This window comes from Streptomyces ipomoeae 91-03, assembly GCF_000317595.1.
Taxonomy (GTDB): Bacteria; Actinomycetota; Actinomycetes; order Streptomycetales; family Streptomycetaceae; genus Streptomyces; species Streptomyces ipomoeae.
Window position 1 is genome coordinate 1 of sequence record NZ_AEJC01000288.1, and the last position, 12,913, is coordinate 12,913.

A 12,913-nucleotide genomic window follows, 5' to 3' on the forward strand; every position below is an offset into this window, starting at 1 on the left:
ACCGCCCAGGCCCGCGCCGTACGGGAACCCTCGGGCGAGAACGTACGACGGGCCGTCGGCGCCGGGATCCTCGGCCTGATGCCCCTGCAGGCGGCGCTGACCGCACGGAGCGGAGCCACCGTCGCGGCGGCGGCCCTGGGCATCGTCCACCCCCTCGCGCGACGGCTCGCCCGGCGCGTTTCCCCCACCTGAACCACCCATCTCCGCAGGAGCAACCGTCGGTATGACCCCGACCCCCACACCCCCGGAGCCCTCCCAACGGGGCGAACACCTCCGGTTCGGCTACGGCACCAACGGCTTCACCAACCACCGGCTGAGCGACGTCCTCACGATCCTCGCCGACCTCGGCTACGACGGTGTCGCGCTCACCCTCGACCACGGTCACCTCGACCCGTACGCCGACGACCTGCCCCGGCGCGTGGCCGCCGTCGCGCGCGACCTGGCCCGGCACGGCCTCGACGTGACGATCGAGACCGGGGCGCCCTACCTGCTCGACCCCTGGGGCAAGCACCGGCCGACCCTGATGTCCGACGGGGCCGAGCGCCGGATCGATCTGCTGCGGCGGGCCGTACGCATCGCCGCCGACCTCGGCTCGCCCACCGTCCATCTCTGCAGCGGGCCCGCACCCGACGACGGGCTGCCCGAGCGGGACGCGTGGAAGCGGCTCGCGGCGGGCGTCGAGACCGTCCTGGAGACCGCCGAGGAGTACGGCGTCTCGCTGGCCTTCGAACCCGAGCCGTACATGTTCGTCGACACCGTGGAGCGGTGCCTGGAGCTGGCCCGACTGGTCGGCGGTCACGAGCTGTTCGGCATCACCCTCGACATCGGGCACGCACACTGCGTGGAGCAGCGGACCGTCCTGGAGTGCACGCACCTCGCCGCTCCACGGCTGCTGAACGTCCAGATCGAGGACATGCGGCGCGGCATCCACCAGCACCTCGAATTCGGCAGCGGCGAGATCGACTTCCCGCCCGTGCTCGCCGCCCTCCGCGACCTCGGCCACCGAGGCCTGGTCTCCGTCGAGATCCAGGGCGGTTCCCTCGACGCCCCCGACGTCGCCCGCCGATCCCTGGAGTTCCTGCGCGCGGCCTCGGCCTGATCCAGACCCTCACCCCCCTCATGTCCAGCCCCTCACCCCCCTCATGTTCTCCATCCCCACAAGAGGTTGTCCCACCATGGCGTCCCTCGGCACGTTCGACTCCGAACCCCCCGATCCCCGAACCGCGCTCTCCCGCCACCCCCTCGACCCGGCCGCCCGCGCCTGGCTCGACGAGTCCGTGACCCGGATCGCCGACCGGCCCACCGCGATACGGGCCCTGTTCCCGGCCGCCCGCAGACGCTGCGGGACCACCCGGCTGGACGAGCACTGGACCGTCGACGAGGCCGCCCGCGCCGTCCTGCTCACCGCCCTGCCGCTGACGGGCGAGGCGCTCGCCGCCGAACTCGCGGGCCTCTTCCGGCACGGCGACCCCGCCGAACAGCGGGCCGTCCTGCGGGCACTGCCCCTGCTCGACAGCGCCGGGACGACCACCGGGGAACCCCGGGGGCCTGTTGCCCTGGGCGACCGCGCCCTTCCCCTCGTCCGCGAGGCCCTGCGCGGCAACGACAACAGCGTGATCGAGGCCGCCCTGGGGCCGTACGGCGCCGCCCGCCTCCCCGACGCCGAATACCGTCAGGCCGTACTGAAGTGCGTCTTCTGCGAGATTCCGCTCGACCGGATCGCCGGGCTCGACGCCCGCGCCGACGACGAACTCGCCCGCATGCTCGCCGACTTCGTCCATGAGCGGGTCGTCGCCGGACGTGACGTCCCGGCGGACATCTGGCCCGTGGTCCGCGCCCACCCCACCCTGGTGGAGCGGCTCACCGACGAGACGCGGACCGCCGTACCCGCGCGCCGCGAGGCCGCCGAACGCGCTCTGAAGGCACTCGACGCCACCCCCGCCACCCCTGCCGCCCCCGCCGCCCCGCAGAAGCTCAAGGAGAAGGCCTGACCGTGCGCATCTTCGACCCCCACATCCACATGACGTCCCGCACCACCGACGACTACGAGGCGATGTACGAGGCCGGGGTGCGCGCCCTCGTCGAACCCGCCTTCTGGCTCGGCCAGCCCCGCACCTCGCCCGAGAGCTTCTACGACTACTTCGACGCGCTGTTGGGCTGGGAGCCGTACCGTGCCGCCCAGTTCGGCATCCAGCACTACTGCACGATCGCGCTCAACCCGAAGGAGGCCAACGACCCGCGCTGCCGGCCGGTGCTGGACGAACTGCCCCGCTACCTCGCCAAGGACAGGGTGGTCGCGGTCGGCGAGATCGGCTACGACTCCATGACCCCGGAGGAGGACGAGGCCCTGGCGCTCCAGCTCCAGCTCGCCATCGAGCACGAACTGCCCGCCCTCGTCCACACCCCGCACCGCGACAAGGCCACCGGCACCCGCCGCACCCTGGACGTCGTATGGGAGTCCGGCATCGCCCCCGAACTCGTCGTCCTCGACCACCTCAACGAGCTCACCGTCGGCATGGTCCTCGACAGCGGCTGCTGGGCCGGGTTCTCGATCTACCCGAAGACCAAGATGAGCGAGGACCGCATGGTCGCCATCCTCCAGGAGCACGGCACCGAGCGCGTCCTGGTCAACTCGGCCGCCGACTGGGGACGTTCGGACCCGCTGAAGACCCGCAAGACCGCCGACGCCATGCTCGCGGCCGGCTTCGACGACGACACCGTCGACAAGGTGCTGTGGCGCAACCCGGTCGCCTTCTACGGGCAGAGCGGCCGACTGGACCTCGACGAGCCCAAGCCGGACGAGGAGTCGACCTTCGAGGGCAACTCCATCCGCCGCGGCGGAGCGTGAGGGAACGGCCATGCGTTTCCGGCACCCGGACGGCACCACCGTCCACCTCGGCTACTGCAGCAACGTGCACCAGGCGGAGGATCTGGAGGGCGTCATCGCCCAACTCGCGACCTACGCCGAGCCCGTAGGGGAACACCTGGGCGTCGACCGGCTGGGCATCGGGCTCTGGCTCGCCCGTGGCGTGGTCACCCGACTGGTCGACGACAGCGCCGAGCTGAAACGGCTCAAGACCGAACTCGCGACGCGCGGCCTGGAGACCGTCACCCTCAACGCCTTCCCGTACGCCGGGTTCCACCGCGAAGTGGTCAAGAAGGACGTCTACCTGCCCGACTGGGCGGACGAGGCACGGCTGCGCCACACCCTCGACTGCGCCCGCGTACTCGCCGAACTCCTCCCGGACGACGCCGAACGGGGCAGCATCTCGACTCTGCCCCTGGCCTGGCGCACCCCCTGGCCCGCGGACCGCGCCGAGACCGCCCGCCGCGCCCTGGACCGGCTCGCCGCCGGGCTCGCGGAGATCGAGTCGGACACCGGCCGCCGTATCAGGGTCGCCTTCGAACCGGAGCCCGGCTGTGTCGTGGAGACCACCGCCCAGGCCGTACGGGAACTGCGCGGCCTCGACCCCGACCGGCTCGGGGTCTGCCTCGACGCCTGCCATCTCGCCGTACAGTTCGAGGAACCCGCGGCGGCCCTGCGCCGCCTCGCCGACGCCGGGCTGCCCGTCGTCAAGCTCCAGGCGTCCGCCGCCGTCGAGGCCCCCGACCCGGCCGACCCCGACACCCGCGCGGCCCTGCGCCGCCTCGCGGAGCCCCGGTTCCTGCACCAGACGCGTACGGCGTCGGCACCGGAGGACCCGGCCCTCCAGGGGGTCGACGACCTCCCGGAAGCCCTGGACGGCGGCCTGCCCACGGATTCCGGCCCCTGGCGCGTCCACTTCCACGCCCCGCTGCACTCCGACGGCGGACCGGGGGTGCGCACGACCACCGACCAGCTGAGCGAGGTCCTGGCCGGACTGCTCGGCGGGGCCACGGCCGACTGCGACCACATCGAGGTCGAGACCTACACCTGGTCCGTCCTCCCCGAGCCGCCCACCGATCTGGCCGGGGGCATCGCCGCGGAACTGGCCTGGGCCCGGGAACGGTTGACGGAGCTCGGGCTGAAGGAGGAGCACACGTGAGCATCCCCGGCCTCGGCCTGAAGGGAGCAACGCATGAGCGTCCCCCGGCCTCGGCAGCCTCAACGAGGATCGCGAGTGAGTCCCCCCGGCCTCGGCCCGAAGGGGGCACGCGTGAGCGCCCCCGCTCGGCCTCAAGGAGGGGCATGAGTGAGACCCCCGGCCTCGGCTTCAAGGAGGGTCCCGAGTGAGCACCCCTTGTCCCGCCTCAAGGAGGGCCATCAGTGAGCGCCTGCATCGGTCCCGAGGGGGCCATCAGTGAGCACTCGTCCGGTTTTGAGCGGGACCACCAGTGAGCACTCGCCCCGGTCCCGAGGATGGACACCAGTGAGTACCCGACCCGGCTCCCAGAAGGACCACGCATGAGCACCCGACCCAACCGGCTCGTCGTCCTCGACATCGTCGGTCTCACCCCCAAGCTGCTGAAACACATGCCCGCCGTGGCCGCCCTCGGGGAGCGCGGCTTCCGGGCCCGGCTCGACCCCGTACTGCCCGCCGTGACCTGCACGGTCCAGTCCACGTTCCTCACCGGCGAACCGCCCTCCGGGCACGGCGCGGTGGCCAACGGCTGGTACTTCCGCGACCTCGGCGAAGTACTGCTGTGGCGGCAGCACAACGCGCTCGTCGGCGGCGAGAAGATCTGGGACACGGCCCGCAGGTCCGCCCCCGACTACAAGGTCGCCAACATCTGCTGGTGGTACGCGATGGGCGCGGACGTCGACCTCACCGTCACCCCCCGGCCGGTCTACTACTCCGACGGCCGCAAGGAACCCGACTGCTACACCTGGCCGCCCTCCCTGCACGACGAACTCACCGACAGGCTGGGTCCGTTCCCTCTCTTCACCTACTGGGGCCCCAACGCGGGCATGCCCTCCACCCAGTGGATCCTCGGCGCCGCCCGCCAGGTCTTCGACGAGCACCGACCCGACCTCACGCTCGTCTACATCCCCCAACTCGACTACGAGCCCCAGCGCTCCGGCCCCGACTCGCCGGCCACGATCCGCGCCGCCCGCCAACTCGACGACGCCCTGCGCCCGTTGCTCGACCACTTCCTGAGCGAGGGCGCGACGGTGGTCGCGCTCAGCGAGTACGGCATCACCCCCGTCTCCCGCCCCGTGGACATCAACCGCGCCCTGCGCCGGGCCGGACTGCTCCAGGTGCACACCCAGGACGGCATGGAGTACCTCGACCCGTGGACCTCGCGGGCCTTCGCCGTCGCCGACCACCAGATCGCCCACGTGTACGTACGGGACCCCGCCGACACCGAGGCGGTCGCCAAGATCGTCGCGGAACTCGACGGCGTGGAACAGGTGCTGGACGCCGAGGGCAAGGCGGCGAACGGACTGGACCACGAACGCTCCGGCGAACTCGTCGCGGTCGCCGACTCCGACGCCTGGTTCACGTACTACTACTGGCTGGACGACGCACACGCCCCCGACTTCGCCCGCCAGGTCGAGATCCACCGCAAGCCCGGCTACGACCCCGCCGAGCTGCTGTACGACGAGACCGTCCCCGCGGTGAAGCTCCGCGCGGTCGGCCAGGTGGCCCGCAAGAAGCTCGGGTTCCGCTACCGCATCAGCACCGTCCCGCTGGACCCCTCCGGCGTCAGCGGCAGCCACGGCCGCCTCCCCACCCACCCGGACGACGGCCCCGTACTGCTGTGCTCCACACCGGAGCCGGCCCGCGACGGGTACGCGGCCACCGAGATCAAGGGGCTGCTGCTGGGGCTGGCGGGGCTGGACGCGGAGGGCACCGGGGGCGCCGGCTCCAAGGCGGATGTCTCCGGGAGCGTTGGTTCACAGGACCCCGGCTCCAAGACGGATGCCTCCGAGGACGACGGCTTCAAGGGCGCCGGTTCCAAGGGGGCCGGCTCCGAAGGCGATGGCTCCGAGGGCGCCGGTTCCCAGGAGGTCGGCTCCGAAGGCGACGGCTCCAAGCGCCCCCGCTCCGGGAATGAAGGGCGGTAGCCCGCATGGCCCATCCCGTCTTCCCCATCGAGCGGCCACTGCTCGACCCGGCACCCGAGTTCGCCAAGTGGCGTGCCGAGGAGCCGGTCCGGCGGGTGACGATCTGGGGCGACAACAGCCCCTGGCTCATCACCCGCCACGAGGACGCCCGCACGGTCCTCGCCGACCCGCGCTTCAGCGCCGACGCGACCCTCGACGGCTTCCCCGGCTTCCGGCCGCAGTCGCCCCCGCGTCTCCCCGGCCAGTTCTTCATGATGGACCCGCCCGACCACACCCGGCTGCGCCGCGTACTGATCCCCGACTTCACCTTCCGCCGCGTCGAACAACTGCGGCCGGCGGTCGCCCGGATCTGCGCCGAGCTGCTCGACAGCATGACGGCGGACGGCGCCACGACGGCCGACCTCGTCGAGTCGTACGCCCTGCCGCTGCCCTCGCTCACCATCTGCGAGCTGCTCGGAGTCCCGTACGAGGACCACGACTTCTTCCAGCGGCAGGCCAAGGCGATCAGCAGTCTCACCTCCGGACCGGAGGAGATGACGGCCGCCCGCAAGGCGCTCTCCACCTACCTGGGCGAGTTGCTGGACCTGCGCAGCCGGGAGCCCGCGGACGACCTGATCTCGCGCCTCGCTCAGGACCGGGTGGCCACCGGCGAGGTGACCGCGGCCGAGGCCGTGGGCATCGCGATGCTGCTCCTCGTGGCGGGCCACGAGACGACGGCGAACATGTTCCCGCTCGCCGTCGAGGAACTGCTGCGCCACCTCACCGTGGCACACACGGGGCTGCGCCGGATCGCCACCGAGGATGTGGAGGTCGCGGGCGTCCGCATCCGCGCCGGCGAGGGTGTCGTCGTGGCCATCCACGCCGCCAACCGCGACCCGGCGGCCTTCCCGGACCCCGACGAACTGGACGTCCGCCGCAACGCCGCCGGCCACCTGGCCTTCGGCCACGGACTGCACCAGTGCATCGGCCAGTCCCTGGCCCGCGCGGAACTCCAGACGGGCCTGCCCACCCTCTTCGACCGCCTCCCGAACCTGCGCCTGACCGCCCGCCCGGAGGACTCCATGCTCGTGATGAACTCGATCAACGGGGTGCGGGCGCTTCCGGTCGAGTGGTAGGTCGCGATGCCCTGACTGGTGGCCGTGGCCGGTGGTCGCTGCCGTATTTGTCGGCTTGCAGACCCGTCGGCTGATATAGAGGCCGCATGACCAGCATCACCCTCGTCCGCGGCGACATCACCCAGCAGTCCGTCGACGCCATCGTCAATGCCGCGAACTCCTCCCTCCTCGGCGGGGGAGGAGTGGACGGCGCCATCCACCGACGCGGTGGCCCCGCCATCCTGGCGGAGTGCCGCAAGCTCCGCGCCTCGCACTACGGCAAGGGTCTGCCCACCGGCCAGGCCGTGGCCACGACCGCGGGCGCACTGGACGCCCAGTGGGTGATCCACACGGTGGGCCCGGTGCATCAGGTCTCAGGCGGCGACTCTTCGCTGCTTGCCTCCTGCTATCGGGAGGCCCTCCGAGTGGCTGACGACCTCGGCGCGAGCACGGTCGCGTTCCCGGCCATCTCCACCGGCGCCTACGGGTGGCCGATGGAGGACGCCGCTCGCATCGCGGTGGAGACGGTGCGAGCCACGGAGACGGAGGCCGAGGAGGTGAGGTTCGTCCTCTTCGACGAGCGGGCGTACGAGACGTTCGCCGCGCAGCTCCATTGACGGAACCGCGGTTTGTGCCACCGGTCTCGCCCGAACCCCCTGCGAACGCGCCCGACGTCCCGCCGTCTTGTCCGAGACGGCGGCACGTCAGACACGGCACCCGCTGCCTCGAGGCGGGTGCCGTTCCGTGTGCCGTTGTGGGACGGGCTCGTCAAGTCATGGACACGACGTAGGGCGACAGGGCCGGAGAGAGTTGCACTCCGGGGGCCAGCCCAAGGGCGACGAGGGCATCGGGCAGGCCGCGTCCGACGCGGGCCGCCTCCAGCGTTCCGGGGGCGGCCAGTTGGCGGCAGCTGGCGGCGATGATCTCGAACAGGTGCTGCACCCGGCCGGGTCCGCGGGGCAGCAACTGACCGTGGAAGTCCTCGTGGTGGGCGAGTACGAGCGCGGCCAGGCCCGCGATATGGGCCGAGGCCGTGACGGTGCCGTCGAGGACGGTGTAGCCGCCTTGCGGGGCGCACGACAGGACCGCCACGCCGGGGGCGGCCACATCGACCCCGAATCCATAGCAGCTGAACGGTGCGGTGAAGAACCCTTCCGGGCTCAACTGCGGCCCCGTATGGGTGGCTTGGGAGGTGCCTTCCGGGTACGAGCCGAAGACTCCCAGGGCGCCCACGGCGAACACCGTGGGCAGCGAGCCGGGGAAGTACACGAGTCCGCCGGTGTCGCCTGCCGGGGCGATGCAGGCGATGCCGAACGCGGTGGCGTCGGCGAGTTTGCGGGAGACCAGCGCCGAGGGATACGGGGTCGCGACCGCGATGTGGGCGATGTCGACCTCGCGCTCGATGCAGTGGTTCAGGGCGGCGATCAGGTCGCTGAAGTGCCCGCCGGGCATGACCCGGCAGACCTCGATCGCCGCGTCGATGGCGGTGCCGATGATGCCCGTGCCGGTGTCCGCGCCCGCGATGATGCCTGCCGCATGGGTGCCGGTGCCCAGCGTGTCGTACGCCCATCCCTCGTCCGTGCCGTGGACGATGTCGATCCCGGACCTCACACGCTGCTTCAGATCGGGGTGCTCGGCGCTGACACCCGAACCGATCATGCCGACCTTGATGCCGAAGGCGCGGAACGTGGGCGGCAGCCGGTCGAGCCGCATGGCCTGCTGGCCCCAGCCGTACTGCTGCCGCTGGTCCAGCTCCGGGTACACCTTGTTCAGCGGGGTGAGACTGACGAGGTTCTCCTGCGTCGGCGACAGGTCGGGATACTGGATCCAGCGGTCCGAGTAACCACCCACGGGCCGCACGTACAGGGACTGGATGGACTCCGCTGTCTCCGTCGCCAGTTTGATGGTCACCGTGCCATCGGCTCCGGTGGTGCCCTGGCTCGGCCACGTCGCCCCGATCAGGAACACCCCGGCGCCGACCAGCGGTTCGCCGTCGGGACCGCAGACACGCAGCGAGATCTCCACGGGCTCTTCCAGGGGCATGACCAGCCCCGGATCGCGCAGCGCCAGCATGCCCGTGATCTGCGTGGCCGCGGGCAGGGTTCCGGACAGCGGCAGGTCCGGTTCGATGTGCACATGCAGCGACCGCATCCCCGGTACCTGGGCCTCAGCCGCCTCGACCACGGCGATTTCCGGGCAGGAGGGCTGCAGTCCCGCCGACTGGAGCTTGTCCGACGGCAGGAGTCTGCGGACCACCGTGACCTCGGGCATCCGCTCCAGCCGGTCGCACACCGCGTCCATGCCGAGTTCGGGAACTCCCGGTGGCAGGAGGTGCTGCGGCAGCGCTGTCACCATGTACCGGGACCGGCGCGGCTGCACCGCGATGGGTGACGCTGCGCCTTGCCTGCGCGGCGCTCCTTTTTCCTCTTTGCCCTCAGGCGTCGGCCCGCCGGCACCCGCGCCCTCGGACCTGCTTTCGCGGTCGCTTCCGGGCCTGTCCTTGACCATTACGTCCACCTTCACCACGCCTACCTCGTCCTTGTGCTCCTGATCCGGTGACAGGCGGCTTGCGCTTCCACGGTGATGCGGTGTGCCCAGGAACCAACTCCTGAGCACACCGCATCGCGCGCCGCCGGATGTCAGCCGATGCCGAAGGGCTGACCACCCATCTGACCGAACCCGGACTGCTGGTACTGCGGGAACGGCTGGCCGAACGACTGCTGGCTGTACCCGCCACCCCACGGCTGCTGGCTCTGCAGGCCCTGCTGCTGGCTCTGCTGGAGCAGCGTCACGATCGCGTTGGGCAGCGCCTGCTGCACGGACTGCTCCACGGCGTGGCGGACGGCTCCGGCGAGCGTGCGGTGCAGCGCGAGGGCCATGTACGGGTGCGCCTGCTGGGCGAGTTCAGGCCGGTGCTGCAGCTGCTGCTGGATCTGCTGGATCTGCTGGAACGTCTGCTGCACCTGCTGGGCGACCTGCTGGGCCGTCTGCTGACACGCCTGCTGGATGGTCTGCTGGACCATCTGGGCGATCTGCTGCTGGCCGCCCAGCTGCTGGCCACCGAACTGCTGGCCGTACTGCTGGAGGGGTTGAGTACCGGTCATCACCGACATGAATGCTCCGTTCAATGCCATGGGGAAGTCAGCACAAGGAGTTGTGCTGACTTGTCGGATAAATCCGATACTTGAAGCTAAATTGCCCTCGTCTCGACCGCAATCGGACGACCACTCCCGGTAACTCCAACGGCGGCGCGGCAGTCGGAGCCACCGCGGCCGATGCCGGTCGCAGGCGCCCGCCGTGTCCGGTGCGGGCGGCGGTCACGTGCCTGAACGGACGCTGGACCTGGGTGCCGTACTCGGCGCGGTGACCGGATTTCTGCAGGATGTTCCCGCCGCGAACGGTCTCCCGGAACTCCCCGCCGCGAACGGCCCGCTGCCGACGACGTGGCGATCACCCGCCCGACGCTGCCTCAGTCCCCCTCGGGCGCGTCGCTGATCCCCAGCCTCAAGTGCTCCACGTGGTACACGGCCTGGTCCAGCAGTTCGGCGACATGGTGGTCGTGCAGGGCGTACACCACGGAGCGGCCCCGGCGCTCGCCGACCACCAGCCCCAGATTGCGCAGCAGGCGCAGTTGGTGGGAGCAGGCGGACTGTTCCATGCCGACCTCGGCGGCCAACTCGGTCGCCGGGAGCGGGCCCTCGCGCAGCCGGGCCAGGATCAGCAGGCGGGACGGGGTGGAGAGGGCCTGGAGGGTGGTGGCCACCTTGGCGACGTTGGCCGCGTCCAGTCGCACACGAGCAGGGGCGTCCTGCGGGGCGTTCTGCGCGGCGGTGACGGCTCCATGACCCATGGCGAATATCTTACCCATCACACATGAAGACATGAATGAGTCTTCATGTGTTCCTGTATGGTGGGCCGGGTGTCCATGACTCTCGCCCCGTCACCGGTCCGCCGTACGTCCGCACCGACGGCCCCCCGCCGCCGTACCCGCGTCCTCGCCCTGCCCGAGGCCCGCTGGGCGCTGGCGTCGACCGTCGCCTTCCTCATCGCCTTCCCGCTGGACCTCGCCGGCGCCTCCGCCTGGCTGTACGGCCCGCTCTACGCGATCGCGTACGCGGCCGGCGGCTGGGAGCCCGCCCTCGAAGGGCTGCGGGCGCTGCGTGAGAAGAGCCTCGACGTCGACCTGCTGATGATCGTCGCGGCGCTCGGCGCCGCCGCGATCGGCCAGGTCCTCGACGGCGCCCTGCTGATCGTCATCTTCGCCACCTCCGGCGCCCTGGAGGCCCTGGCCACCGCCCGCACCGCCGACTCCGTACGCGGCCTGCTCGACCTCGCGCCGACGACGGCCACGCGGGTGTCCGCCGACGGCTCGGCCGAGGAGAGCGTGCCGACGGACCAACTCGCCGTCGGTGACATCGTGTTGGTCCGCCCCGGTGAGCGCATCGGCGCCGACGGGCGGGTCCTGGAGGGCGAGAGCGACATCGACCAGGCCACCATCACCGGCGAGCCGCTGCCCGTGGCCAAGGCCCCCGGCGACGAGGTCTTCGCGGGCACCCTCAACGGCACGGGCGCGCTGCGCGTCCGCGTCGAACGGGACCCCGCCGACTCCGTCATCGCCCGCATCGTCGGCCTCGTCGAGGAGGCCTCCCGGACCAAGGCGCCGACCCAGCTGTTCATCGAGAAGATCGAACAGCGGTACGCGGTCGGCGTCGTCGTCGCCACCCTCGCCGTCTTCGGGGTCCCGCTGGCCTTCGGCGAGGATCTGACGAGCGCCCTGCTCCGCGCCATGACCTTCATGATCGTCGCCTCGCCGTGCGCGGTAGTCCTCGCCACCATGCCACCGCTGCTCTCCGCGATCGCCAACGCCGGGCGGCACGGAGTCCTGGTCAAGTCGGCCGTCGCGATGGAGCGGTTGGGCGAGATCGAGGTGGTCGCGCTCGACAAGACCGGCACCCTGACCGAAGGCATGCCCGAGGTCACCGCCGTACGACCGCTGCCGGGATCGGGGCTCGACGAGGACGCGCTGCTCGCGCTGGCCGCGGCTGCCGAGCATGCCAGTGAGCATCCGCTGGGCCGTGCGGTCGTGGCCGCCGCCGGTGCCCGGAGGCTTCGGGTGGCTGCCGCCGAGGGGTTCGTGGCGGTGCCCGGGCGGGGGGTGCGTGCCACCGTCGAGGGGCGCGTGGTGGCTGTGGGGCGGGCGGACGAGGGGGAGGTCTCCGACGCGACCACCGTTCTCGTCGAGCGGGACGGCGTTCCCGTCGGAACCATCGCGTTGACGGACCGACTCCGGCACGACGCCGTCGCGGCTGTCGCCGCCGTCACCGGGGTGACCGGGAAGGCGCCGGTGCTGTTGACCGGCGACAACGCGGGTGCCGCCGCGCAGGTGGCCGCCGGGACCGGGATCAGCGACGTACGGGCGGGGTTGCTGCCCGAGGGCAAGGTGGATGCCGTGCGGGAGCTTCAGCGGGCAGGGGGGAAGGTGCTGTTCGTCGGGGACGGGGTGAACGACGCGCCTGCGCTCGCCGCCGCGCACTCCGGTGTCGCCATGGGGCGGGCCGGGTCCGATCTCGCGTTGGAGACCGCGGACGCGGTGGTGGTGCGGGACGAGCTTGTCGCGATCCCCGCGGTTGTCCGGCTGTCGCGGGCGGCTCGGCGGTTGGTGGTGCAGAACCTGGTGATCGCCGGGGTGTGCATCGGGGTGCTGGTCGTGTGGGATCTCGTGGGGCACCTGCCGTTGCCGTTGGGGGTGGCCGGGCATGAGGGGTCCACGGTCTTGGTGGGGCTGAATGGGCTGCGGTTGTTGCGGGAGGGGGCGTGGCGGCGGGCTGTG

11 protein-coding genes and 1 pseudogene are annotated in these 12,913 nt (G+C 71.6%); 9 read left to right on the forward strand and 3 right to left on the reverse strand.

What is annotated here, in order from left to right:
• The 8 genes and pseudogenes from STRIP9103_RS18920 to STRIP9103_RS18955 form a co-directional block, all read left to right on the forward strand.
• Positions 1-192, forward strand: a pseudogene (locus STRIP9103_RS18920) (SCO3242 family prenyltransferase); the annotation flags it as partial.
• Positions 193-223: 31 nt separating this feature from the next.
• Positions 224-1,099, forward strand: coding sequence for a sugar phosphate isomerase/epimerase family protein (locus tag STRIP9103_RS18925; protein ID WP_009314839.1), 876 nt, complete (start codon positions 224-226; stop codon positions 1,097-1,099).
• A gap of 76 nt (positions 1,100-1,175) precedes the next feature.
• The gene (locus STRIP9103_RS18930) at positions 1,176-1,991 is read left to right on the forward strand and encodes an EboA domain-containing protein (protein ID WP_009314834.1); all 816 of its coding nucleotides are present in this window, start codon (positions 1,176-1,178) and stop codon (positions 1,989-1,991) included.
• A gap of 2 nt (positions 1,992-1,993) precedes the next feature.
• Complete coding sequence (locus STRIP9103_RS18935; RefSeq protein WP_009314842.1) at positions 1,994-2,848, forward strand: TatD family hydrolase; 855 nt, start codon at positions 1,994-1,996, stop codon at positions 2,846-2,848.
• 10 nt (positions 2,849-2,858) lie between these two features.
• Complete coding sequence (gene eboE, locus STRIP9103_RS18940; protein WP_009314846.1) at positions 2,859-4,025, forward strand: metabolite traffic protein EboE; 1,167 nt, start codon at positions 2,859-2,861, stop codon at positions 4,023-4,025.
• Between the two features lie 359 nt (positions 4,026-4,384).
• The gene (locus tag STRIP9103_RS18945) at positions 4,385-5,989 is read left to right on the forward strand and encodes a nucleotide pyrophosphatase/phosphodiesterase family protein (protein WP_009314830.1); all 1,605 of its coding nucleotides are present in this window, start codon (positions 4,385-4,387) and stop codon (positions 5,987-5,989) included.
• Between the two features lie 5 nt (positions 5,990-5,994).
• Complete coding sequence (locus STRIP9103_RS18950; RefSeq protein WP_009314829.1) at positions 5,995-7,104, forward strand: cytochrome P450; 1,110 nt, start codon at positions 5,995-5,997, stop codon at positions 7,102-7,104.
• Between the two features lie 86 nt (positions 7,105-7,190).
• Positions 7,191-7,700, forward strand: a complete 510-nt coding sequence (locus STRIP9103_RS18955) for an O-acetyl-ADP-ribose deacetylase (protein ID WP_009314844.1) — start codon at positions 7,191-7,193, stop codon at positions 7,698-7,700.
• Positions 7,701-7,851: 151 nt separating this feature from the next.
• Here STRIP9103_RS18955 and STRIP9103_RS18960 read toward each other — a convergent pair whose 3' ends face one another.
• The 3 genes from STRIP9103_RS18960 to STRIP9103_RS18970 form a co-directional block, all read right to left on the reverse strand.
• On the reverse strand, positions 7,852-9,438 hold the full coding sequence (locus STRIP9103_RS18960; protein WP_234022241.1) for a S8 family serine peptidase: 1,587 nt from the start codon (positions 9,436-9,438) through the stop codon (positions 7,852-7,854).
• A 284-nt stretch (positions 9,439-9,722) separates the two neighbouring features.
• Complete coding sequence (locus STRIP9103_RS18965; RefSeq protein WP_141571374.1) at positions 9,723-10,187, reverse strand: hypothetical protein; 465 nt, start codon at positions 10,185-10,187, stop codon at positions 9,723-9,725.
• 365 nt (positions 10,188-10,552) lie between these two features.
• Positions 10,553-10,933 (reverse strand): ArsR/SmtB family transcription factor, encoded by a 381-nt coding sequence (locus STRIP9103_RS18970; RefSeq protein WP_048820553.1) that lies wholly within the window; start codon positions 10,931-10,933, stop codon positions 10,553-10,555.
• Positions 10,934-10,990: 57 nt separating this feature from the next.
• Here STRIP9103_RS18970 and STRIP9103_RS18975 point away from each other — a divergent pair.
• Positions 10,991-12,913 (forward strand): heavy metal translocating P-type ATPase (locus STRIP9103_RS18975; protein ID WP_009314832.1); only part of this gene is annotated, 1,923 nt, incomplete at its 3' end.

Coding starts and splice junctions, on each gene's coding strand:
- STRIP9103_RS18930 (WP_009314834.1), top strand. CDS start 1,176: ATGGCGTCCCTCGGCACGTTCGACTCCGAACCCCCCGATCCCCGAACC.
- STRIP9103_RS18965 (WP_141571374.1), bottom strand. CDS start 10,187: ATGACCGGTACTCAACCCCTCCAGCAGTACGGCCAGCAGTTCGGTGGC.
- STRIP9103_RS18925 (WP_009314839.1), top strand. CDS start 224: ATGACCCCGACCCCCACACCCCCGGAGCCCTCCCAACGGGGCGAACAC.
- STRIP9103_RS18970 (WP_048820553.1), bottom strand. CDS start 10,933: ATGGGTCATGGAGCCGTCACCGCCGCGCAGAACGCCCCGCAGGACGCC.
- STRIP9103_RS18960 (WP_234022241.1), bottom strand. CDS start 9,438: ATGGTGACAGCGCTGCCGCAGCACCTCCTGCCACCGGGAGTTCCCGAA.
- eboE (WP_009314846.1), top strand. CDS start 2,859: ATGCGTTTCCGGCACCCGGACGGCACCACCGTCCACCTCGGCTACTGC.
- STRIP9103_RS18950 (WP_009314829.1), top strand. CDS start 5,995: ATGGCCCATCCCGTCTTCCCCATCGAGCGGCCACTGCTCGACCCGGCA.
- STRIP9103_RS18945 (WP_009314830.1), top strand. CDS start 4,385: ATGAGCACCCGACCCAACCGGCTCGTCGTCCTCGACATCGTCGGTCTC.
- STRIP9103_RS18955 (WP_009314844.1), top strand. CDS start 7,191: ATGACCAGCATCACCCTCGTCCGCGGCGACATCACCCAGCAGTCCGTC.